This is a genomic window from Janibacter sp. CoH_79_TC_3, from assembly GCF_058197955.1.
This window is the reverse complement of record NZ_JBXWIV010000005.1, coordinates 159231-182238: the sequence shown is the minus strand read 5'-3', so window position 1 is coordinate 182238 and position 23008 is coordinate 159231. Positions and strand designations below refer to the sequence as shown.

General features: G+C 42.9%; 19 protein-coding genes and 1 other RNA gene. 13 read left to right on the top strand and 7 right to left on the bottom strand.

The genetic code is table 11. The features are described 5' to 3' along the window. The first annotated feature begins 110 nt into the window (after positions 1–110). The 3 genes from AC2FA3_RS07175 (at position 111) to AC2FA3_RS07165 (ending at position 2946) form a co-directional block, all read left to right on the top strand. Positions 111–749, top strand: coding sequence for a peroxiredoxin (locus tag AC2FA3_RS07175; RefSeq protein ID WP_149488964.1), 639 nt, complete (start codon positions 111–113; stop codon positions 747–749). Between the two features lie 255 nt (positions 750–1004). Continuing rightward, on the top strand, positions 1005–1667 hold the full coding sequence (locus AC2FA3_RS07170; RefSeq protein WP_490508992.1) for a glutathione S-transferase family protein: 663 nt from the start codon (positions 1005–1007) through the stop codon (positions 1665–1667). A gap of 283 nt (positions 1668–1950) precedes the next feature. Then, positions 1951–2946, top strand: a complete 996-nt coding sequence (locus tag AC2FA3_RS07165; protein WP_490508991.1) for an META domain-containing protein — start codon at positions 1951–1953, stop codon at positions 2944–2946. A 142-nt stretch (positions 2947–3088) separates the two neighbouring features. Here AC2FA3_RS07165 and ruvC read toward each other — a convergent pair whose 3' ends face one another. Continuing rightward, positions 3089–3673: a crossover junction endodeoxyribonuclease RuvC gene (ruvC, locus tag AC2FA3_RS07160; protein ID WP_490508990.1), complete on the bottom strand. Its 585-nt coding sequence runs from the start codon at positions 3671–3673 to the stop codon at positions 3089–3091. Between the two features lie 153 nt (positions 3674–3826). Here ruvC and AC2FA3_RS07155 point away from each other — a divergent pair, with 153 nt between their 5' ends. Then, the gene (locus AC2FA3_RS07155; RefSeq protein ID WP_490508989.1) at positions 3827–4450 is read left to right on the top strand and encodes an FxsA family protein; all 624 of its coding nucleotides are present in this window, start codon (positions 3827–3829) and stop codon (positions 4448–4450) included. A 133-nt stretch (positions 4451–4583) separates the two neighbouring features. Here the strand turns inward: AC2FA3_RS07155 and ssrS are convergent. Next, positions 4584–4779: non-coding RNA, 6S RNA (gene ssrS / locus AC2FA3_RS07150), on the bottom strand. Positions 4780–5025: 246 nt separating this feature from the next. On the opposite strand from ssrS, the gene gpmI reads away from it, so the two are divergent. Then, positions 5026–6681: a 2,3-bisphosphoglycerate-independent phosphoglycerate mutase gene (gpmI, locus tag AC2FA3_RS07145; protein WP_490508988.1), complete on the top strand. Its 1656-nt coding sequence runs from the start codon at positions 5026–5028 to the stop codon at positions 6679–6681. Positions 6682–7198: 517 nt separating this feature from the next. Next, positions 7199–8674 (top strand): S41 family peptidase, encoded by a 1476-nt coding sequence (locus tag AC2FA3_RS07140; RefSeq protein ID WP_490508987.1) that lies wholly within the window; start codon positions 7199–7201, stop codon positions 8672–8674. Positions 8675–8720: 46 nt separating this feature from the next. On the opposite strand, the gene AC2FA3_RS07135 is transcribed toward AC2FA3_RS07140, so the two are convergent. The 3 genes from AC2FA3_RS07135 to AC2FA3_RS07125 all read right to left on the bottom strand — a co-directional run bounded on the left by AC2FA3_RS07135 (position 8721) and on the right by AC2FA3_RS07125 (position 13126). Continuing rightward, positions 8721–10448, bottom strand: coding sequence for a sigma 54-interacting transcriptional regulator (locus AC2FA3_RS07135; RefSeq protein ID WP_490508986.1), 1728 nt, complete (start codon positions 10446–10448; stop codon positions 8721–8723). Positions 10449–10574: 126 nt separating this feature from the next. Continuing rightward, entirely contained in the window at positions 10575–12392 is a 1818-nt protein-coding gene (locus AC2FA3_RS07130) for a sensor histidine kinase (protein WP_490508985.1), read from the bottom strand. Between the two features lie 98 nt (positions 12393–12490). Continuing rightward, on the bottom strand, positions 12491–13126 hold the full coding sequence (locus tag AC2FA3_RS07125; RefSeq protein ID WP_490508984.1) for a response regulator: 636 nt from the start codon (positions 13124–13126) through the stop codon (positions 12491–12493). A 454-nt stretch (positions 13127–13580) separates the two neighbouring features. On the opposite strand from AC2FA3_RS07125, the gene AC2FA3_RS07120 reads away from it, so the two are divergent. Both AC2FA3_RS07120 and AC2FA3_RS07115 read left to right on the top strand, forming a co-directional pair. Then, complete coding sequence (locus tag AC2FA3_RS07120) at positions 13581–14684, top strand: serine hydrolase (protein ID WP_490508983.1); 1104 nt, start codon at positions 13581–13583, stop codon at positions 14682–14684. A gap of 93 nt (positions 14685–14777) precedes the next feature. Further along, the gene (locus AC2FA3_RS07115) at positions 14778–15449 is read left to right on the top strand and encodes a thiamine phosphate synthase (protein WP_490508982.1); all 672 of its coding nucleotides are present in this window, start codon (positions 14778–14780) and stop codon (positions 15447–15449) included. A 29-nt stretch (positions 15450–15478) separates the two neighbouring features. Here AC2FA3_RS07115 and AC2FA3_RS07110 read toward each other — a convergent pair whose 3' ends face one another. Beyond that, positions 15479–15808 (bottom strand): TraR/DksA family transcriptional regulator, encoded by a 330-nt coding sequence (locus AC2FA3_RS07110; protein WP_201547053.1) that lies wholly within the window; start codon positions 15806–15808, stop codon positions 15479–15481. Between the two features lie 382 nt (positions 15809–16190). On the opposite strand from AC2FA3_RS07110, the gene AC2FA3_RS07105 reads away from it, so the two are divergent. The 5 genes from AC2FA3_RS07105 (at position 16191) to ruvB (ending at position 21460) form a co-directional block, all read left to right on the top strand. Next, a complete protein-coding gene (locus AC2FA3_RS07105) occupies positions 16191–17405 on the top strand; it encodes a phosphoglycerate kinase (RefSeq protein ID WP_490508981.1) in 1215 nt (404 codons plus the stop codon). A 259-nt stretch (positions 17406–17664) separates the two neighbouring features. Continuing rightward, a complete protein-coding gene (locus tag AC2FA3_RS07100; protein WP_149488976.1) occupies positions 17665–18051 on the top strand; it encodes a hypothetical protein in 387 nt (128 codons plus the stop codon). Between the two features lie 475 nt (positions 18052–18526). Next, a complete protein-coding gene (gene fba, locus AC2FA3_RS07095; RefSeq protein WP_490508980.1) occupies positions 18527–19564 on the top strand; it encodes a class II fructose-bisphosphate aldolase in 1038 nt (345 codons plus the stop codon). 115 nt (positions 19565–19679) lie between these two features. Further along, positions 19680–20306, top strand: coding sequence for a Holliday junction branch migration protein RuvA (gene ruvA, locus AC2FA3_RS07090; protein ID WP_490508979.1), 627 nt, complete (start codon positions 19680–19682; stop codon positions 20304–20306). 170 nt (positions 20307–20476) lie between these two features. Further along, the gene (gene ruvB / locus AC2FA3_RS07085; RefSeq protein ID WP_490508978.1) at positions 20477–21460 is read left to right on the top strand and encodes a Holliday junction branch migration DNA helicase RuvB; all 984 of its coding nucleotides are present in this window, start codon (positions 20477–20479) and stop codon (positions 21458–21460) included. A 106-nt stretch (positions 21461–21566) separates the two neighbouring features. Here ruvB and AC2FA3_RS07080 read toward each other — a convergent pair whose 3' ends face one another. Beyond that, on the bottom strand, positions 21567–23003 hold the full coding sequence (locus tag AC2FA3_RS07080; protein ID WP_490508977.1) for an FAD-binding oxidoreductase: 1437 nt from the start codon (positions 23001–23003) through the stop codon (positions 21567–21569). Positions 23004–23008: the final 5 nt, after the last annotated feature.

Here is a 23008-nt window from a genome sequence, read left to right as displayed (position 1 = left end):
TTAACTGAGCACGTTTATAACTAGGTAAGCTTATAACAATAGAGCGCATAGATACCTTTAGGTATTAATAAATACTAACGCTCATCACAATCATAAATAAGGAATCAAGCATGGCACATTTACGTTTAGGCGATACCGCACCAAATTTCGACGCAACCACTACTGAAGGTGATATCAATTTCCATGAATGGGCGGGCGATAACTGGGTGGTTTTCTTCTCACATCCAGCAGATTTTACCCCAGTATGTACCACTGAGCTTGGTCGTGCTGCTGCGCTAAATGGCGAGTTCCAAAAGCGCGGTGTGAAGCCAATTTGTATCTCTGTTGATGGTATCGATGACCACCATGCATGGGCAAAAGATATCGGCGAGACTCAAGGTACTGAGCTAAACTTCCCAATCATCGCTGACCCTAATAAAGAAGTCGCTGAGCTGTATGACATGATGCATCCAAATGCAGACAGCACGCATACCGTACGTAGCGTCTTTATTATTGATCCAAGCAAGAAAATCCGCTTAACATTGACTTATCCTGCTAGCTGTGGTCGTAACTTTGACGAAATCATTCGCGTGATTGACGCTATTCAATTGGCGGATGAATATAACATCGCAACGCCAGTAGATTGGAAAGATGGTGATGATGTAATCATTCCACCAAGCGTTAAAAACGAAGATATCGCTGCCAAATATCCAAAAGGTTACACAGAAATTAAGCCTTATTTACGTACTACACCTGCGCCTAACAAATAAATAAAGGGTAGTTGTAATTGATTAAAAATGAAAAGCTCTATAACTTAAGGTTATAGGGCTTTGTATTTTTCAGTTTTTACTTTTTCCCTTCTTATCAAAACAGTAAGCTTGAGAAGGTTTTGCTATGATAAGTAGCGTAAGCTACAACTGTTATATAGCGCATTGACAACCTTATCCATACGCTATTATACAAGAATCATAATAAAATATATCAGCGCTGAGTCGCTTTTGAGATCACCTTACAAGGAGTTTGCCATGAAAAAACTATACGTCACCCGTACTGCGCCCAATCCGCGTAAAGCGCTTATTTTATTGGCTTCAAAAGGCATCGATGTGGATGATATGGATGACCTCGATGTGATCGATATTGATTTTGCTGCCAATGAGCAGATGTCCGATGAGTTTACCAAAATAAATCCTATGCAAACCGTACCGGTGCTGACATTAGATGATGGTACGGTACTCAATGACTCACAAGCCGTGTGCGAATATCTAGACCGTGTCTATGGTGAGCGCTCGGTCATGGGTAATGATGTGGTTCAACGTGCGCAAGTATGTTCTATGCGCCGCATTGCTGAGTTTGAAGTGCTGTATAATTTTATGCTCGCTTTTCAGCACAGTCATCCCTCTAAAGCCCAGCGGGTTGAACAAGTGCCAGAGTTTGTGGCGCCATCTATCGCTCGCGCTGTTAAAGCATTGCTCTATTTCGAAAATGCCTTAAAAGGTCATGATTACTTAGTGGGCGATCAATTAAGTTTTGCAGATATTGTACTGTATCTTGGCTTGGATTTTGGCAAAATACTCAAGGTTAACCCGAATGAGCAAGGTGAAAATCTGGCGCGTTTTTATCAAATGATGAACGAACGTTTTAGCATAAAAAATATGGCAAAAGCCAAACCTGCTCACGAAAGTGAGTAAAGTCAGTAAAATCTTGCAAATCTAGAAGTAAATACAGCTGATAGCCTTGAGTAGCCGATATGATTCTTAGCTACCCAAGGCTTTTTTAATCCAATGTTTCGATCAGAAAAATCAACAATAACAGTTACTATCGATATATAAAATTAAACACTTCGTTACAATCACAACAATCATCGGCGCTATAGTGGTCAAATTATGAACACTTTATGAAAATAGATATAATCACTCCCTATCTTGTCAAAAGTGGATTATTAAAAGGTTTTAACCACAAGGTATGACGGTCATGACATCATCTTTCACAACGCTATCTTTCATCACCTCATTTTCTAGATTCGCGCTATTGCCAAGTATCTTAGCAGCAAGTTTGGCCTTGAGTGCTTGTCAAAATAATTCTGTGCCGAATGAAAATGGCGTACAAGAAGAGGGGGCTAATACGACCACTAACGCAGCCGATAATAGTGATAGTACGTCTGATGCTACTATAGAAAATGATACAACTAAGGTAGATAAGATGAGCGTTGAAGAACAGATGATAGACAACCTTTCACGTTATCGTTGGACACTGATATCCGCAACCGATAAAGCTGCACAGCCATTAAATATGCTGCTAGATATTAAAGACCAAGTGCGCTTATCTTTTAGCCAATATCAAGGCGAGAATACCTTAAGCTATAGTGTTGGCTGCAATACCATGAGCGCGGCTTACCAATTGCAAGGTCATACTTTTACTATTGAAGACGGTATGAGTACTAAAATGTCATGCGGTGAACTTGATAAGGCTGAAAATAATTTAAGTCAGCTGATGCAAGGTGAGAGTCAATTAACGTTAGTGACAGATAGTAGTTCTAAAAATGACGATTCTAAAAACGATAGACCTAAAGATGTAAATCCTAAGAGTGATAAGCCAATATTGACCCAAGTCACTAGCGATGCAGCAACGTTAGTTTGGGAAGGTAAGCTCACTCCACAAGCCAAATATAATAGTAGAGGGGAAACCGTATTTTGGGCAATAAACGCTAAGAAAATAGCGTGTGCTCATAATAGCTTAGAGATGTGTTTACAAGTAAAACCGATTACTTATGATGACCAAGGTATTAAAAGCAGTGAAGGTAAGTGGGCAGCATTTACAGGTGAAATTGATGGTTATCAGCATGATGGCATGCATAATGAAGTGCTGCGTTTACAGCGTTACCCATTAGATGACAAAGAGAAAGCAGAAGAAGGCGAAGAGTATGCTTATGTGTTGGATGCGGTGATTGAGAGTGCCGTAGCAGAATAGGTTGATTAATCGTTTTTATTATTATAATGAAGCGATAGACAAATAGCTTAGAGGGTTGAAACAAAAAAAACACGCGCCGTTTGGACGCGTGTTTTTTTATGGTGGTTTGCCTAACTGAGTTAACGTAAATTACCTAATTGCTTTAACGCAAATTGCCTAAGTCTTCTTCTGTCAAACGCCAGCGGCCTTTTTTCTTAGAGCCACCACGTCCGCGCATTGAGCTGTTGAGCAGAATCTTGTTCATGGAGTGACTTGAGTGCGCGTGACAAATGGCGCAGGCAAGACCATCAGCGGCGTCTTGTTGTGGCACGACATCTAAAGCCAAGATGCGGCAGACCATTTCTTGCACTTGTTCTTTTGCCGCTGCACCATAGCCGCAAACGGCTTGTTTGATTTGGCGTGCCGTATATTCTGATACTTCCAAATCCAAGGCGACCATGGCAGCAATGGCTGCACCACGTGCTTGCCCAAGTTTAAGCGCTGAGTCCGGATTTTCTGCCATAAATACTTGTTCAATCGCGGTATAAATGGGCTCGTCGGCATATTTTAAATGATGCTGGGTGATACGCGTTAAGCCATTAAAAATACGTTTTAGGCGCTCAGGCATCTCTTTGGTATCCGTACGAATGGTACCTGCGTCTATATACGTCAGTTTGTCACCCGTTTGTTGAACAATGCCATAACCGGTCATGCGTGAACCCGGATCAATCCCGATAATAATTGCCATAGTATTCCGTCTTGCTTACATTTTGTTTTATGGCTTAAAAATCAGCCTTAAGTTTGATAGTATAGCAATCAATCCCCATATACATCATATGTTAGCCATTTTAATTTGCATGGCGCTTAATTTTTTAGATTTTATCTTATAGGACGACACTTTATGGGTCAGATAGTTGGTATTGCCATCGTTTGGTTTATTATCGAGATGCTACTGTGGTATTTGCTTGCTCAATTTATGAGCGGTTGGTGGGTGTTTATGTGGTTTATTATCGCCGCCGTCATCGGCATCTCCCTTCTGCGTAAGGGTATGGCAGCACTCAATCCAATGGCACAGCAGATGAAAGCGGGCGGCATGATGAATCCTGCGATGCGTCCACAAGAATCAACCATGATTAAAAGTGTCGCCATGGCAGCCGCGGGTATCCTGCTGCTCATTCCGGGTGTGCTAAGTGATTTATTAGCATTGTTGGTGATATTGCCGCCAGTGCAGAAAAAGCTCAAAGACTTTGCCAATAATTATGTCATGAATAATCAGCAAAAAATGATGGAAATGATGGCTAAGCAGATGGGTGGACAAATGGGCGGCGGACAAAATCCATTTGGCGGCATGGGCGGTCAAAACCCGTTTGGTGGCGCAGGTGGTATGAATAACCAGAACCCGTTTGGTCAGCAACAGCAAAACCCATTCGGCGATGTGTTTAAACAGCATACCACCGTTGATGGTACGGCAAAGACCATTCCGAAAGATGTGAAAAAAATCACCAAGTCTGCCAATGATGAATAATTGATTTATCGATAAGTAGTAGGTAATTAAACATAAGAAAAGCCCCTTTCGTCAATGACAAAAGGGGCTTTTGATCGTTAAATACTATTTTTATAAAGTTAAGGTTTATAAATAGAATAGCTAATAACTGAATGAAACAACCGAAGTGCCGCCGTAAGATGGTGACCCATGAACCGTGAAGTTCAGGGCGGATGCGTCACTGCCTCTGCAGGTTTCCTGAGACACCGCAAGCGGTGCAGGCATACACAATGAAGCAATAGGTACCACATCCTGGTAAAGCATTATCGGCTCAGGGAATAAACATCTACTAGCCAACACTTCAGAATATAATTATCTTAACCAATGGCTTGAATGATTGCAAGTACGATTTACAGATTACTACGTAGGTGTAGTTATTAGCATTATTGATGTTGAGTTTTAAGCGCACTTTCTATCAGATAAAGGTGCTTAAAACCCTTAATGACGGGCTTAAAGGGGCGATTTTTCAGCTATTTGGAGATGTGTGGTAATATAGAGGGCTTTAAACACCCTAATATAGCATTATAGGCGTTCATCCACTTGAGGAGCGGTAATCCATGACCCATAACCAGCAACAATCAGAATTTATCGACGATAGTCAGGCCCAGCTCAATAATAAACACAATAGCGAGCAAAATAAAAAAGTGCCGCATGTCTTAATGATATTAGATGGTTTTGGGCACCGTGAAGACGATAAGGATAATGCGATTGCTGCCGCCAATATGCCAAACTTGGATAAGATTTATCAGCAATATCCGCATGGGTTAATATCTGCTTCGGGAGAAGATGTCGGCCTACCAGATGGTCAGTTTGGTAACTCAGAAGTTGGCCATATGAATTTGGGCGCAGGTCGCGTTCTTTACCAAGATTCAACCCGTATCTCAAGTGAAGTGGCCAATCGCGAGTTTTATAAAAACGAAGCCTTAGTCAATGCGGTTAAGGCCGCTAATAAGCTTGGCGGCAACGTTCATATTATGGGGCTGTTATCAGATGGTGGCGTTCATTCGAATCAAGACCATATCGAAGCAATGTGTCACTCAGCATTGGTGCACGGTGCCAAAAACGTTTTTGTTCACTGCTTCTTAGACGGCCGTGATACGCCACCAAAGTCTGCTGATAAGTATATCAATCGCTTACGGGAGCATATTGGGAAGCTCAACGCCCATTACGAAGGTGGTCGCGTACAGATTGCCAGTATCATCGGGCGCTACTATGCGATGGATCGTGACAATCGCTGGGATCGCGTCCAAAAAGCCTATGAGCTTATCACCGAAGGTAAAGCCGATCGCTTAGCGACGCGTGCAGATGGTGCGGTGCAAGCTGCGTACAAAGCACGCGAAACCGATGAGTTTATCAATCCGACAATCGTTATTGGTCGCGATGAGGTGCCATATACCGTTGATGATAATGATGCGCTTATCTTTATGAACTTCCGTGCCGATCGTGCCCGTGAGCTTGCGCAAGCCTTTGTACTTCCAGACCATGAATTTTCGGGGTTTGCCCGTCATAAACAGCCAAAGCTTGCCGCTTTTGTGATGTTGACCAAATACTCTGACGTTCTAGCAAACAATCCAAAAACCAGCATTGCTTATTATCCAACCTCGTTGACCAATACGCTTGGGGAGTATTTGCAGGATAAAGATAAAACCCAGCTACGTATCGCCGAAACTGAAAAATATGCGCACGTGACATTTTTCTTTAGTGGTGGCCGTGAGGAAGAGTATAAAGGCGAAACACGGATTTTAATCCCATCTCCCGATGTCGCCACTTATGATCTAAAGCCAGAAATGAGTGCCCCTGAAGTCACGGATGAGTTGGTTGCTGCCATTGAGTCAGGTAAATATGATGTATTAGTAGTCAACTATGCCAATGGTGACATGGTCGGGCATACAGGTATCTTTGATGCAGCGGTTAAAGCGGTAGAGGCGTTGGATGTGTGCGTTGGTCGCGTTGAGGCAGCAGTGCGTGCCGCTGGCGGTGATATGCTCATCACTGCTGACCATGGTAACTGTGAGCAGATGCAAGACTATGAAAGTGGTCAAGTGCATACTCAACACACTACTGAACACGTGCCACTGATTTATGTCGGTGAGAAAAAACTAAAAGTACGTAGCGGCGGTAAGCTCAGTGATATTGCGCCAACTATTTTGGCGTTAATGAATATGGAGCAGCCAGATGAGATGACTGGTGAAAATTTATTGTTTCCAGCATAATAATACGCTCATATAGTATTAATGCTTAAGGTCGATGCTTTAACAGCGTAATAGTAACGCTAAGCATGATAAAAAGGGGAAGATATTGATTATCTTTCCCTTTTTTTACGTCTGTTTTTATAGTTTTTGTTATCTTGTTTTCGATACATTGTTTCCTATACCTTTTGCCCGATACATTTCGCATAAGTTACTTGCAAGACTATCCTAGTTGTAGATAGCAGCCTGATGTTATTTTAGAAGATATTATTCAATAATAACCTTATAATCATAAACACCCATATAATGACGTTATAAGTCTAAAAAGTTATAAAAACAAAAATTGAACCAATTTTTTGGAGTGATTTCTTTTATGCGTCCAACTAGCACTTTATCTTTATTGAGGTTTAGAAAATTGAAAAATCCAACGATGACATCATCGATGAGTTCCCAGTTTATTAATTCTCAGTCTTTCAGCTTTAAATTTATTAATTCTTATGTATTAAAGCCAGTGCTTATTACAAGCTTATTGGGTTTAAGCGTGATCAATATATCTGCGCAGGCGGCTAGCAACATTAACGGCAAAATCGATAATACTGCTGGCAAAAGCCCTACTGCAAGTGTAAAGCTAATCAGTCTAAATGCCGATGATGTGCCCTTAAACAATGGCGAGGACGATTTATCAGATATTGCCGATATGCTGGAATCTGCCGACCAAGTCGATGACTCAATAGATGCTGTGGCTGATGAAAGTGCTTTAAATGGTGAATCCAATGTTATAAATACAGATATTCCAGCAGAAGTTGCTCAGGTGTCATTAAATGCCATTTCTCCTGAAACTCTAAAAACCTTTGTTGCCGTCGTTGATTTGGTGCGCCGCGAATATGTTGACGCGGTAAAGGATGAAGAGTTATTTAACAATGCCATGAGTGGTATGTTGACCAAGCTTGATAGCCATGCTGAGTTTTTGGATGCAGAAGCGTATGAGAATCTGCGTGCTTTTACCGAAGGCGATGTCGGTGATATCGGTATCAAAGTTCAGTATCAGCCAAAAGAAGGTTATTGGGTGATTACGGAGGTTATAGATGGCTCACCTGCTGATAAAAAGGGCATTGCCGTTGGTGATTATTTGCATCAAGTGGATGAGTTTAAGCTTGGTGAAGAGGAAGAAAGTAATGATATCGAGCAACTACTGACAGGAATTGCTGGCACGCAAGTGGATGTGGTGACATCAAAAGCAGGTCGCCGTAAACACAGCACGACTTTACAGCGCAATAACAATCATCCGCAAATTATTGAAACTCGGCTAGTTGACGGTATGGCGATTATTAGATTGCCCGCCTTTCAAAACAATAGCCGCGAGAAATTACTGCAAAGTTTGATTGAATTAGATGCGCCTATCACTGGAGTATTATTAGATATGCGTGATAATCCAGGCGGCGTATTGGCGTCGGCTGTAAGCGTTGCCAGTTTGTTTATGACTGATACCGATGTGGTACAAGTAAAAGGTCGCCAAAGTGATTCGCGCACGCTATCGACGCAAGGCGCAGCATTATTAGAAGCGTTGCCCGTGGTAGTTTTGCAAAATCGATATTCAGCATCCGCCGCCGAGGTATTAGCTAGCAGCTTGCAAGCGCAAAAGCGCGCTACTATCTTGGGCGAAGTAAGTTACGGCAAGGGCTCAGTACAGTCAGTCATACCGCTCAATGACGAGCAAGCGGTCAAACTGACGGTTGCCAATTATATGACGGCATTGGGTAAAAAAATAGACGGAGTTGGGGTAGCACCTGATGTGACTTTATTAGGGAATCAGAGTACATGGGAGCAACAGGCGCTTGATTTACTCAGGCAGCAGGCACTGCCGTCGGGTATTCGCTTTGTGCGTAAGGCACAAAAAGAAAGCAATGCTAAGCAAGATAAGTCTATTAAGAATAAAGCTATCAAAAAGAAAGTCACTCAAAACAATACGGTCATCGATCATGTGATTGAAAAACCAACTGCCAAAGATAAACTTTGATTGCAGTAGAGTTTAAATTAAGCCTGAGCTTTAACCTACTCTATATTTACGATTCAGATTGATCTTCAGCAATCTCTAGCTTGCTCATACGATAGCGTAACGAACGGAAAGTCGTACCTAATAATTCAGCAGCTTGGGTCTTATTCCAGTTTGTCTGCTTAAGTGCCGTAATGATAAGCCGTCTTTCCTGCTCTTGCAGATAATGCTCTAATCCTTGAGCGGGTAATTGACCAGCGGTCATATTTTCTGTATCCACTGGCTTAATTACACTTTCTTGCTCATCAGCTTTATCTTCTAATGTATCCTCTAAATTACTAACCACCGAGCTATCAGCATCGGCAAGTTTTACAGCATTTTCTGCTGAGCGCTTGCTCGCTGGGCTTGTACTCATCGAAGGATAATGCTGAGTCGTGGTTCGATAAGGATGTATATTGGCTTTTGCTTGTTGCGTGCTGTCTGTCTCTACATAGCTCTTTATTGAATCGGCTTTTATTGAGTCCGCTACTAGGCTTTCCCTTTTATTTGAAAGAGAAGCGTTCGAGATTGTCACTTTATTAGCGCTAATATTTTGACTGGCAGAGGTTACCATTTCTTCATGACTATCTAAATCAGGTAGACCTAAATGACTGGCATCAATAGTCGACGTTTCCGCTAAGGTTATCGCGCGCTCAAGGACGTTACGTAACTCGCGAACATTACCGGCAAAGTCATGATGTTGCAGGCGCGCGCAAGCAGCCTCAGTCAGTAAAGGTGGCGAATCCAATTGCCATTCATCGGCGATGAGTGTCAAAAAGTGCTTGGCTAATACAGGAATATCATCACGCCGCGCGTTCAGCGTTGGTAGTTTAAGCTCAATGACATTGATGCGGTAATACAAATCTTGGCGAAAATTACCCGCTTGAACCAGCTGATTTAAATCCTTATGGGTTGCCGACAAGATGCGAATATCGACCGGTAGTTCTTTGGTATCACCGATTGCGCGTACGGTTTTCTCTTGAATAGCGCGCAGTAATTTAACCTGCATCGCCAATGGCAAGTCGGCAACCTCATCTAAGAATAGCGTGCCGCCATTGGCTTGTTGAAACAATCCTTGTTTATCAGCAACAGCACCGGTAAAGCTACCCTTTTTATGACCAAAAAACTCCGACTCCATCAGCTCAGACGGAATCGCTCCGCAGTTGACCGGCACAAAGCTGCCATCTCGGCGCGGGCTCAAATCATGAATCAAGCGCGCAACCACTTCTTTGCCTGTTCCTGATGCCCCTGATAAAAAAACTGGCGCTTGTGAGCGCGCCAATTTTAAAATGGTATTTTTTAGCGGTTGCATGACCGCTGAGTCGCCAATCAAGCGGCTATCGAGCATCTGCTGCTCAGGTGAACGCTCTGGTGTCAATTTGGCTGCATTATCTTGGTGAATAACCTTGAGGGCGCTTTCAACCAATTGACGCAAACGCGGCAGCTCAAGCGGTTTATTAACGAAATCAAAAGCGCCTAGCTTTAACGCCTCAATTGCCAAATCCATACTGCCGTGTGCCGTAATCACCGCAATGGGCGTCGTTGAGCTGGTGCTAATATGCTTAACCAACTCTAACCCTGAACCATCAGGTAATTTTAAATCGGTTAAACAAAAGTCATAGTCGTTTTCTTGCCAATAGGCTTTGGCTTGCGACAAAGTATAGGCCACATCACTTTTGATGCCCATCTTGGTCAGCGTGATTTGCATCAAGCGGCATAAATCTACTTCGTCATCAACGACTAGTGCGGTTGTGGTCATACATCATCTCATTGTCTTCAAGTAATACAAGGTATTAAAAAATAATCTTAACGAGTTTTATAAATTGTCAATATTAGCGCGTATGGCATTTATAGGTATGCGTAATTATTCAGCAAGCGCTTTGTCTCAGTTATCAATCGCTTCATTATGAATGGCGGGGGCAATCAATCGAAAGCAGGTTTTTTTATGTTCCGGAATATAAAGCAGGCGTGCGTGGTTAGCCTCACAAAATGCTTGCGATAAATACAATCCCAAACCTGTGCCAGCTTTATCAGTAGTAAAAAATGGATTAAATAAGTGGCTTAAATCCGCCGTATTAACGCCGGTACCATCATCTAATATGTCGATTATAACATCGTTGTCAGCACAATAAATCTCGATTTCCACAACAGCATGAGGGTGAGCATAGCTACTATGACGTAAGCCGTTGTTAATTAAATTAATAAGAATTTGCTCTAACTGGTGAGTGTCAAATGAGATGGTCGGCTGCGTCTTGATGTGTAAAAAAACATCGTGACCTTGAAAGTAGTTTTCTAAAAATACTGGCATCCAATCAGCAAGGACAATCATTTGCTGGTTGGCGGTCTGCTGACGAGACAGCTTTAAGACATCCTCAATAATGCGATTGACGCGTTTTGTTTGCATGAATATTATTTTATAAAGTTCATGGTTGCCAGCCATCTCCTCAGTTGCGCTTGTATCGTCATGTGTTATTTGGTTTTCTTCAATATCTTCTATTAATAACTGACTGGCTTGGGAGATTGCGGCTAAAGGATTCCTTATTTCATGGGCAATGCTGGCGGTTAGCTGTCCTAATGATGCCAATTTTAATTGCTGGGCACTGGCTTGTTCACGGCGTAAATCTTCTAATATGATAAGCTTGCTGTCATCTTTTAACGGAATGATTTCGACACGCAGCTTGCCAACGACGGAAACATTAGCAACGGCTGGTAACTCATAGATAAAAGTGCGAGACTGCCCAGTTTCTACCGATAAACAGGCATCAAATAGCTGTAGGTGCTGTTCGCGTACCTGCTGCTGAAAGTCAGATAAGGTGTGGTCATCATTTTTGCTTGAGCCATTATTTGCGATATCGCTTGGCGAGCTGTTTAACCTATCGTTTGTGTTAGTAGCCTCTGTCACGGCTTGTAGAGAAGAATTTGAAATGCTAAGCAGTTGATAGGCCGCAAGGTTGGCTAAAACCACCTGCTTAGAATCAATAACGATGACCCCATTGGCCATTTGTGCAATGACTTCTTGATTAATCACGTTAAGGCGTTCGACTTCTTTGGCGTGGCTGGCGGCTACTTTTTCAACCTGTACCAAGCGCTGCGAGATTGTCCAACTTAAACCACCCACTGCCAAAAAACTGGCAGACATGAGTAGGGCATCGCCTAAATTTGTCAAATTCATGCTATTAGCGATAGCATAAAAAAACTGCTGATAGATAACAAAGATAATGGCAAGTAGAGTAATAATAAGCGCTTGCGAGCTATGCAGGAGCATAAAGCTGGCGGCAACCACCACCATATATAGCATGGTCAACTGCAAATCAGGCGCACCAGCAGTATAAAGCAGTAAGCTTAAAATAATGACATCTACCACTAAGCCAAAAGCCAGCTGTCGCCGTAAATGCTTGGTCACCACATAAAATAAACCAAGCAGAATTAAACTTAATAATACATAAAAGCTGAGCGCGGTTTGCTGTAAAAAGCTTGGCAATGATGAGCCATCGCTAGAGCGAACCGTGATATAGACCATCAGCATAGAAAATAGGCTAACGACGAAGCGATAGCTGCTATAGATCAAACCCAACCTACGCAGTTGCGGCAAAGGTAAAGTATCATCGCGCTGTAAATAATCCGTAATGGCCGTTATAACGCTAATAGCAGATTTCTCATGTTGCTTAGATTTTGACGATGGCACAGGCTTTAGAGGTTTCATAGGCTTTAAAGTTTGATAAGCGTTAAGGTTTTTACTGGCTCTAAAGCCTTTATAAGTTGGCCGTAATGAAAGCAGAGGTACTGAATGTGCTGATTGACTTACGGTTGAATGAGACCATGGCGAATCGCCAAATGTGTCAGTTTCACATCACTATCAACATTCACTTTTTCATAAATGCGATAGCGATAGGTATTTATGGTTTTAACACTGACAAATAACTGATCCGCGATTTGCTGCGGACTTTGGCAGTTGACTACCATCATGGCGACTTGTTTTTCGCGGTCACTTAATAAGTCAAAAGGCGATTTAGCATTATCAGATAGGAGTACATCAGCCAATTGCTCGGCGACGTCTTGGCTAAAATAGCGCCCACCTTGATAGATTTTTTTCACCGCGCGCATCATCTCATCAAGCGGCGTACCTTTGGTAATATAACCATTGACGCCGGCTTTGATAAGCATAGAAGGATAAGGCTGCGCCGACATACTGCTGACGGCCAATATTTTGAAGCCCATATCTAGCTGAACCAAGCGTTTGGTGGCTTCGAGCCCGCCAATATTTGGCATATTAACGTCTAGCAATATCACATCAGGACGCAGCTGCTTGGCCAGTTTAATCGCCATATCACCGCTATCTGCTTCGCCGACCACTTCGATATCGGCACTATCTGCCAGCATACGGCTGATACCCATCCGCACCAAATCATGATCATCTACTACTAATACTCGAATCATCGTTATACTCTTTTCTATCGGTCAGAATAAAGGGTGCACTGCTAATCTTAAGTTATTTAGATAATTTTAGTTAGTTCTTATATTAGCCGTTATATTAATTATTATAAATGTATCAGCTAACTATTAGCTAACAAAAGCACTTATATTAAGCATCATATTTTAATATTAACTTTGCAATTAAGCACTTATAAGCTTAAATGTAATGCTATATTGCGCCAATGTTAATAAATATTGCTGTAATATAAAGTAAATGTAGTAAAATTTGAATGTGGCTAAAAAATGACATCTAATTGATTTAGTAGATTAAACTTAAATGCAAACCATGATACACTAAAAATACAAAAACTCTATGTGAGTATCTACAAACACATCCACAAACGCTACGTACGTGGTTGCAGTTAGTTAGTATGTAACTGATTTACTAACTAATGGCAGCGCGACAGCAGGAGGCATAATGAAGCAACTACCATTAACCAAACAGCAATTAATCGCTGCTATGATTTCTTTGAGTTTGGGCAGTGTCGCACAAGCCGCACTTACGATTAATGGTAGTTCTGGTTCAGAGTCTAGTGCTCGTGTGAGCTGGGGCGGTGCCGACAACCTGTCTGAAGCTCGCAGTATTATGTACAAAGCCAATAATAGTAATAGTGGCTCTACGATAAAGAAAGTAGATAGCGGCTTTGGTACCACTAATATCACCAATACCAATAGTTTTGGTAGTAGTAATAATAGCTTTAACAATACTACCAATAATTATAATACTAGCTATCGTGGCAGTTTTGGTAGCAGCAGTATGATTCCAATCAGCACTGATTCGCGCAGTGTCGCGGTTATCGATGCGGAAACGGGCGAATCTATCTACGAAAAAGATGCTGATATTGCTCGTCCAATGGCCAGTATCACCAAAGTCATGACGGCAATGGTAGTGCTAGATGCCGGTCTTGACATGCGTGAAGAGCTTACCCTTGAGCCAGAAGATTTCGTCGGTCCTAAACGCGCCAGCTCAAACCTAAAGTCAGGCGACCGTCTAAACCGTGCTGAGATGCTGTTAATGGCATTGATGAAATCAGAAAACCCAGCCGCCAAAAGTCTATCGCGTAATTATCCAGGCGGTTATAGCGCCTTTATACGTGCCATGAACCGTAAAGCCCAAGATTTGGGTATGAGCACTGCGTTCTTCGGTGATCCAACGGGTCTTGATAAGCGTAACGTTGCTTCGTCAAATGATTTGGTCAAAATGGTTCGTGCTGCTGGTAACTATGACGTGATTCGTCGTTTTTCGACAACCAAAAGCTATGACTTTTACGTTTCTAACGCTTCAAGCGGCAACCGTACTTACAAAGCGAATAATACTAGCAGCCTAGTGCGTGATGGCAGCTACCCAATTGGTATCTCAAAGACAGGCTTTATCAATGAAGCTGGTCGTTGCGTGGTGATGGAAACCCGCGTTAATAATCGTCCTGCGATTATTGTGATTTTAGGCGCGAACAGTTCAGCAACGCGCTGGGGTGATGCTAAGAACATTCTAAACAGCTTGGCGACTCGCCGTACAGTGTAAGCTTACTGCTTTAGTATTTATCAAAAAGGCTGTTATGCAATATAACAGCCTTTTTATTGTGTCAAATTTAGGGTGTGTCTTAGGAAAAATGATATGACTCAAGCATTGGCTGTTATTCGAGCTCCAAAACTATACTTACTCACTAATGACGATGAGTTTGCAGTTTTATATCCTAAATTAGAAGCCGCATTAGCGACAGGATTAATAGCGCTATTACAAATCCGCCGTAAAAAAACCTTACAATCGGCAAATGGCGCAGCAGAGCTCTATAATGAAGCGGCGCAAATAGTGAGCTTGGCAAAAAGCCATCATGTCCCAGTTGTCATCAATGATGACATTGAGCTTGCCGAAAAGCTTGGTGTTGGGGTGCATTTAGGTCAGCAAGATGGTGATATTGATGATGCCAAATGTCATTTAAAACCTGAACAGACTATTGGTCGCACTTGTCATGGCGATGTAGATTTAGTCACAGAAGCCAAAAAAGAGGGTGCAAGTTATGCCGCGATGGGGGCGATTTTTGCCTCAAATACCAAACCCAATGCCAATGTCATCTCACGCCAGCAGCTCATTGAGGGCTGTCAGCAAGGGATTGATATCTGTGTAATTGGCGGGTTGAGCGCAGAGAATATTACTGAATTGTCAGGCTTACCAATTGCTTATGTGGCGGTCGTTGGGGATATTATGGATTTGCCATTGCAGAAAATCGCTATGCGTTGTCAGCAATGGCAGCAGGCGCTTGATACTTGGTATGCGCCTGCTAGATAAAAGGCTATTTTAATAGTAGCGATTGAGGCTTATTCAGCATGGTCCATGCAAAGCGTGGCGTAAGGTAATGCTTTTAAGCGTTGCGCTTCAATTTTCTCGCCGCAGACTTCACATTCACCATAAGTGCCGTTTTCAATACGGCTTAGCGCGTTTTCGACATACATTAAGCTTTGACGCGCTTCGCCCATTAAATTTGTGCGCATATCGTTTTGACGATAAGAGATGGCTTGATCTTCCCAATGCTCATTGAGGTCATCTTGCGGGTTTTGAATATGGTCTTCGATTTTATTGATACGGGTTTCATATTCTTCTTTGAGCTTTAGTAGTTCTTGTTTAGCAGCTTTAAAGTCGATACTCATTGTATTCTCCTAATGGGTTATTTTTATTGTTGGCATTATTTATTATAACTGGCCGCTTGATGGTACAAATTCATTCTTATTATCATAAAAGCTGACTTAATCATAAACCGCCTTATTGCTCAGTACCACCACGAAATGTTACTGATTTTTATTGAAAGCCCGCAAGTTTCTTTAGCAATAATCTTTTAAGCAAAATTTATCGCAGGTTCGTTATGAGCAGTCGCTAGAAAACTGCTAGAATACACCGCCTCAAATTCTTGCTTGGTCACTTTTATAAAACCATGCATAAAAACAACCGATTAGACAATTTGATAAATATTTTTCAGCAATTCGTAAAAAGCCACACGGTAGATTAACCATAGATGATGCATAGGAGCAGGTAATGAATTTTTTGCGTATGAGTGAGCTGAGTTTAACGAATAAAGTGGTATTGATTCGTGAAGACTTAAATGTGCCTATTAAAGACGGTAAAGTCACCAGTGATGCTCGCCTGCAAGCCAGTTTGCCTACCATTAAAATGGCGCTAGAAAAAGGCGCGGCTGTGATTGTTTGCTCACATCTTGGTCGTCCAACTGAAGGCAATCCTGAAGCCATATATTCGCTCGCACCAGTCGCTGACTATCTGAGCGATAAATTGGCCACGCAATTATCAAAGTCAGTAAGCTTAAATACTGACTATCTAACTGAAGGCGTGGCAATCAAAGCAGGCGAAGTCGTCTTACTAGAAAACGTGCGCTTTAATAAAGGCGAAAAGAAAAACGATGCGGATTTGGCGCAGAAATATGCTGATTTATGCGATGTATTCGTGATGGATGCATTTGGCACCGCCCACCGTGCGCAGGCATCAACAGAAGGCGTTACTCAAGCCATGCATCAAGCGGGCAAAGTAGCTTGCGCTGGACCTTTATTGGCGGCTGAGCTTGATGCATTGAGTTTAGCGCTTGAAACCCCAGCACAGCCGATGTTGGCAATCGTTGGCGGCTCGAAAGTATCGACTAAGCTAGAAGTACTGCATAGCTTGGCTGAAGTATGCTCGCAAATTATCGTTGGTGGTGGTATTGCCAACACTTTCTTAGCAGCGCAAGGTCACAGCGTTGGCGCTTCTTTATATGAAGCAGACTTGGTTGAAACGGCTCATGATATTATGAGTAAAACTGAGATTTTATTGCCAGAATATGTTGTTGTCGCTGATAAAAACGATATTGATTTTGCAGACTTCACAGGCTCATTACAGCAAGCCACTTCAACTATCAAGTCTGTGGATGCAATTGGCGACAATGACATGATATTAGACATTGCCCCAAAGAGTGCTAAACAACTGGCTGATGCCATCATCAATGCAAAAACCATCTTATGGAATGGTCCAGTCGGCGTTTTTGAAGTCGATGCTTTTGGTCAAGGTACGCAAATCGTGGCAAATGCGGTTAAAGACAGCCAAGGCTTCTCGATTGCTGGCGGCGGTGATACCTTAGCAGCGATTGATAAATATCAAGTGGCTGACGGGGTCAGCTACATGTCAACGGGTGGCGGGGCGTTCTTAGAATTTGTAGAAGGTAAAGTTTTGCCTGCCGTCGCTGCTCTACAGATTAGTGAGTAACGCCTTAACGATACTTAGTAGATGAGTAACATTAGCCGTACAACCTAGCCCCAATATCTAAGGTAGGCTGTAACGATAATATTGTGGCTACTATTCTTATCTTATTGTTTTAAGTACGATAAGCAGGAATTGTTATTGATTATTATTAAGTAGTAATTATTTGTTTCTATACTGAAAATTGTTATTGCATGTCTAATTTGCACTCTATAAAATAGCGCAAATCATGTATTTGACATGCTTTATTTACGAGAGGTTTATTATGTTAAAACGCCATTTGTTACTTGCTAGCGTACTTGCTGGTACTTTTGCAATCACTGCATGTAGCCAAGAAACACAAGATAAAACGGCAGCTGCTGCTGATTCTGCTGCTGAAGACACTGCGGCCAATACCGAAGAAGCTGCTGCTAAAACTGAAGCTGCTGCTGCTGACGCAGAAGTCGCTGCACAAAACGTTGGTGCTGACATTGCAGATAATGCTGAAACAGCTGGTGCTAATGCTACGACTGCGCTAGAAAATACTGGCGAAGCAGTTGTGGTAGGCGCAAATGAAGCTGTTGCCAATACTGCTGGAGTGGTTGCCGATGGCGCATCTGCTGTTGAAGATAAAGCCAGTGAAAACGCAGTAGAAGCAGAGCAGCAGTACTAATTAATTGCTAAGCAGTTATATTACTTTAATAAATAACTTGCATTAATAGCGCTTTAATTAACAGCTATTTTATAAGCCCTCAAAATACTAAAAAAGCTTTGGTGATGACCAAGGCTTTTTGCGTTTTATAAATTCATCATTTATAGCATTCTTTTTGATTTTTTTTCTGCCCTATCGAATATTATAAAAGCTTTACTTTTTATTTTGCTAGGCAAAAAGTAAAGCAGGATGAATATGCAGTAAGCCTAAACAGTCAAATCAATCAGCTCAAGAAATAGTCGCGCAACCGCTACGAAGCATGGGCAAAATTTGCTATAATCAGCGCGTGATGAATACTAGCAAAAATCCTGCATTTTTATCGATCGTTCTATGACGTCGCAACTATCTTTAATATAGCGTGACAGCGATTATAGGGCAATTGCTACCCTCTATCATTTACAAGCATTTATTTTAAAATCTAATTAGAGAGCGTTTTATGGCCTTAATATCTTTACGTCAACTTTTGGATCATGCCGCTGAGCACAGCTATGGTGTCCCTGCTTTTAACGTCAATAACTTAGAGCAGATGCGTGCCATCATGATGGCAGCCGACGCCTGTGACTCACCTGTCATCGTTCAAGCCAGTGCTGGTGCACGTAGTTATGCAGGATCCGCGTTTTTACGTCATCTGATTATTGCCGCTATCGAAGAGTGGCCGCATATTCCAGTGGTGATGCATCAAGATCATGGTATGTCACCTGCTATCTGCCAGCGCTCAATTCAGCTTGGCTTCTCATCAGTGATGATGGACGGCTCGCTCGGCGAAGACGGTAAAACGCCTATGGACTATGACTATAATGCTAGCGTAACTCGCGAAGTGGTCAAAATGGCACACGCGTGTGGCGTCTCTGTAGAAGGCGAGATTGGTTGTTTGGGTAGTCTTGAGACCGGTATGGCAGGCGAAGAAGACGGTTCTGGCGCAGAGGGTATATTAGACCACGAGCAGCTATTGACCAGTGCTGATGAAGCTGAGCAGTTCGTTAAAGACACCAATGTTGATGCGCTAGCCATTGCTATCGGTACTAGTCATGGTGCTTATAAATTCACGCGTCCACCGACAGGTGATATCTTATCAATTGAGCGCGTAAAAGAGATTCATGCCCGTATTCCGAATACTCATCTGGTCATGCATGGCTCATCATCAGTGCCGCAAGAATGGCTCAAAGTCATCAATGAAAACGGTGGTAACATCGGTGAGACTTATGGTGTGCCCGTTGAGCAAATCGTTGAAGCGATTAAGCATGGCGTACGTAAGGTAAATATCGATACCGATTTACGTTTGGCATCGACGGGCGCAATCCGTAAATTCCTTGCCGAAAACCCCAGCGAATTTGATCCACGTAAATACTTTAAAGCTTCTATGGTAGCGATGTCAGATATCTGTACCAATCGCTTTGAGGCTTTTGGTTCTGCTTGTCAAGCACATAAAATTCGCCCTATTAGCCTTGAAGGTATGGTCGATTTTTATAAATAAGCTTGTTGGCAGGATATGCTTATTTAATAATAGTAGAGCCGCTTATTTCTATCGCAGGTTCTATAAGTAGTTTCTATATTTATGTTTTATATTTAGTTTCTATAAAAGGTGGTGGATGATGATTGGATTGATTAGCGGTCAGGTGCAGTATTTGATGGCACCGACTGCCTGTGTCATGACCACCTCTGGTGTTGGCTACGATATAGAGCTGCCGCTACCGTCATTTTGCCAGTTGCGTCTCAACGAGCAGGCGAGCATTTGGACGCACTTTCATGTGCGCGAAGATGCGCAGCTGCTCTATGGCTTTATCGATCGTAAAGAGCGTGATGTCTTTCGCCAGTTGATTAAGATTAATGGCGTTGGCGCAAAAATGGCGCTGGCTATGCTATCGGCAATGTCAGCGGCTGAGCTAAAAATGCATGTCGAGCAAGAGTCAGAAACTGCATTGACACGTATCCCAGGCATCGGCAAAAAGACAGCACAGCGTTTATTGATTGAGCTTAAAGACAAGCTAAAAAATATCGAGGTTGATAACAGTCATTTAGAATTTGCGCTTCAGCCTGCGCCCGTTTCTGCTGAAGGCAGTATCATCGCTGAGGTAGAAGGGGCGTTGATTAGCTTGGGCTATAAAGAAAGAGAAGCGCAGCAAGCGATTAAAGCGGCGAAAATTGACGGCGAAATATTTACAGATACACAAAGCTTATTAAAGGCGACGCTGCAGCAGTTTCAGAGTTTTAAATAGCGCTATTTTTTATGTATTAACTGAGAGGAAAATAAGCGACATTAGATGTCGCTTATTTTCGTTTTAGCAGGTGCTTAATAAGGTTTTGCATGACTTATGCGTAGCGTTTGGTTATGCTGTTTATTACCTAGTCTTTTGAAAATAATGATTTAAATAAAATGATAAAACCTATGATGCAAGATCGTTTGATTAATCCGTTAGAAGGAGCAGGTGACGCGCCTGATTCCAATATTCGACCAGCACTATTGGCGGAATACATCGGTCAGCCGGTGGTACGTGAGCAGATGGAAGTGTTTATTAGCGCTGCCAGAGGCCGTAACGAGCCTTTGGATCATACACTTATCTTTGGTCCACCGGGCTTAGGTAAGACAACCCTTGCCAATATTATTGCTCGTGAGATGGGTGGCAATCTGCGCTCAACATCAGGGCCAGTACTTGAGCGTCCGGGCGATTTGGCAGCGATGTTGACCAATTTAGAAGAAGGTGATGTGTTATTTATTGATGAAATTCATCGCTTGAGTTCCGTTATTGAAGAAATCCTTTATCCAGCGATGGAAGATTTTCAACTCGATATTATGATTGGTGAAGGACCCTCGGCGCGTTCTATTAAGCTTGATCTGCCACCGTTTACCTTGGTTGCGGCAACCACGCGCGCCGGACTGCTGACTTCGCCATTACGTGATCGTTTTGGTATCGTACAGCGGCTAGAGTTTTATAATATTGCTGACCTGACAACGATTGTTAGCCGTGCCGCACGCTTGATGCGTGTACCGATGAGTGAAGATGGCGCGGTGGAAATTGCTCGCCGTGCGCGTGGTACGCCAAGGATTGCCAATCGTTTATTACGCCGTGTGCGCGATTATGCTGAAGTGAGAGGTGATGGGAGTATCAATGGAGCGATTGCGGGCAGTGCGCTAGATATGTTGGCAGTGGATAGACGTGGTCTGGATCACTTGGACAGACGTTATATTGAGATATTGCATGAGCGTTTTGATGGTGGTCCTGCAGGTGTTGAAGCAGTAGCGGCAGCGATGGCTGAAGATAGAGGTACGCTTGAGGACGTGATTGAGCCGTACTTGATTCAACAAGGTTATGTGCTGCGTACTGCACGTGGTCGTGTATTGACCCAGATGGCGATTGATCAGATGTTATAGTGTTAAAAAATAACATAGCAAACATAAAAAATGCGTCTACGTTTAATTCAAAAGTTAAAGGTAGGCGCATTTTTATTGCTATAAAGCTTTCTATTGCTGAACATTGTTAATGTTTAGATACAGTCTCAGGCCATATTTTCCCTGGATTTAAAATATTTTTTGGATCAAGTGCTGATTTAATCGCTTGCATCATCACCAAAGCATTACCGTGCTCTTGCTGCATATATTTTTGCTTGCCTTGTCCAATACCATGTTCACCCGTACAAGTACCATCCATCTCAATAGCACGCATGGCAAGGCGGCTGATGATACCGTCAGCTGTGGTGACTTCTTCAGGATTGTTGGTATCGACCAATAATAAAACATGAAAATTACCATCGCCTACGTGACCGACGATAGGTCCAATCATACCAGAAGCTTCGATGTCTTTTGCTGTCTCACTGACGCATTCTGCTAAGCGTGAAATGGGCACGCAGGCATCAGTGGATAAAGCACTGGCTTCAGGTCTGAGAGCGGAGCTGGCATGATAAGCGTTATGCCGTGCTTGCCACAGACGTTTGCGCTCGGCTTCATTGGTGTCCCAAGCAAAGTCGCGACCGCCAAACTCTTCGATGATATCAGTAAAGATTTGCGCTTGTTCAGCGACGCTGGCTTCTGTGCCATGGAACTCTACAAATAGCGTAGGCGTTTCAGTTAAATCAAGATTAGCGTATTGATTACAGGCTTTGATTTGCATCGCATCGAGCAGCTCGATACGAGCAATTGGCAAGCACATTTGAATAGTTAGCATCACTGCCTGACAGGCATCTTCGATAGTCGGAAAGTGGCAGATGCCACTGCCGATACATTCGCTAATCCCAAATAATTTGAGTGTGACCTCGGTGACGATACCAAGCGTACCCTCTGAGCCTACCATTAACCGTGTCAAGTCATAACCAGCGGCAGATTTTTTGGCACGTGTACCCGTGCGGACAATGTCTCCGCTGGCGGTGACGACTTCAAGTGCGAGTACCACATCTTTCATGGTGCCATAGCGTACGGCGTTGGTACCTGATGCGCGAGTAGCGACCATACCGCCGATACTGGCATTAGCACCAGGATCTATGGGAAAAAACAATCCTGTATCGCGTAAATAGTGATTGAGCTGTTCACGCGTGACCCCAGGTTGTACGGTTACCGTCAGGTCTTCATTGTTAACCTGCAAAATGGCATCCATAGCATGCATATCAATACACAGTCCACCATAAGGCGCGTTTAATTGACCTTCTAAAGATGAACCAATACCAAAGGCAATCACTGGCATTTCATATTCATTGCAAATTTTAACGGCAGCAGCGACCTCATCTTTGTTTTGTACTGTCAAAACTGCATCTGGTGGCTGATTGGCCAACCAAGTCATCGTATGACCATGCTGCTCACGTACGGTTTGATTAAGACTGAGTTGTTTGCCGAAGCGTGTTTGCAAAGCCGCAATGGCGTCACTATGATCTGGCTTTATGGAATGATGAGGCTGAGCAGGCGACGTAGCTGATACGGTCGACATAGATG

Bases quoted from the DNA above. Each gene is read 5' to 3' on its own strand.
- gpmI (WP_490508988.1), top strand. From the start codon at position 5,026: ATGACCCATAACCAGCAACAATCAGAATTTATCGACGATAGTCAGGCC.
- AC2FA3_RS07110 (WP_201547053.1), bottom strand. From the start codon at position 15,808: ATGAGTATCGACTTTAAAGCTGCTAAACAAGAACTACTAAAGCTCAAA.
- ruvA (WP_490508979.1), top strand. From the start codon at position 19,680: ATGATGATTGGATTGATTAGCGGTCAGGTGCAGTATTTGATGGCACCG.
- AC2FA3_RS07080 (WP_490508977.1), bottom strand. From the start codon at position 23,003: ATGTCGACCGTATCAGCTACGTCGCCTGCTCAGCCTCATCATTCCATA.
- AC2FA3_RS07170 (WP_490508992.1), top strand. From the start codon at position 1,005: ATGAAAAAACTATACGTCACCCGTACTGCGCCCAATCCGCGTAAAGCG.
- AC2FA3_RS07135 (WP_490508986.1), bottom strand. From the start codon at position 10,448: ATGACCACAACCGCACTAGTCGTTGATGACGAAGTAGATTTATGCCGC.
- AC2FA3_RS07115 (WP_490508982.1), top strand. From the start codon at position 14,778: ATGACTCAAGCATTGGCTGTTATTCGAGCTCCAAAACTATACTTACTC.
- AC2FA3_RS07130 (WP_490508985.1), bottom strand. From the start codon at position 12,392: ATGAAACCTCTAAAGCCTGTGCCATCGTCAAAATCTAAGCAACATGAG.
- AC2FA3_RS07175 (WP_149488964.1), top strand. From the start codon at position 111: ATGGCACATTTACGTTTAGGCGATACCGCACCAAATTTCGACGCAACC.
- fba (WP_490508980.1), top strand. From the start codon at position 18,527: ATGGCCTTAATATCTTTACGTCAACTTTTGGATCATGCCGCTGAGCAC.
- AC2FA3_RS07165 (WP_490508991.1), top strand. From the start codon at position 1,951: ATGACATCATCTTTCACAACGCTATCTTTCATCACCTCATTTTCTAGA.
- AC2FA3_RS07100 (WP_149488976.1), top strand. From the start codon at position 17,665: ATGTTAAAACGCCATTTGTTACTTGCTAGCGTACTTGCTGGTACTTTT.
- AC2FA3_RS07105 (WP_490508981.1), top strand. From the start codon at position 16,191: ATGAATTTTTTGCGTATGAGTGAGCTGAGTTTAACGAATAAAGTGGTA.
- AC2FA3_RS07120 (WP_490508983.1), top strand. From the start codon at position 13,581: ATGAAGCAACTACCATTAACCAAACAGCAATTAATCGCTGCTATGATT.
- ruvC (WP_490508990.1), bottom strand. From the start codon at position 3,673: ATGGCAATTATTATCGGGATTGATCCGGGTTCACGCATGACCGGTTAT.
- AC2FA3_RS07125 (WP_490508984.1), bottom strand. From the start codon at position 13,126: ATGATTCGAGTATTAGTAGTAGATGATCATGATTTGGTGCGGATGGGT.
- ruvB (WP_490508978.1), top strand. From the start codon at position 20,477: ATGATGCAAGATCGTTTGATTAATCCGTTAGAAGGAGCAGGTGACGCG.
- AC2FA3_RS07155 (WP_490508989.1), top strand. From the start codon at position 3,827: ATGGGTCAGATAGTTGGTATTGCCATCGTTTGGTTTATTATCGAGATG.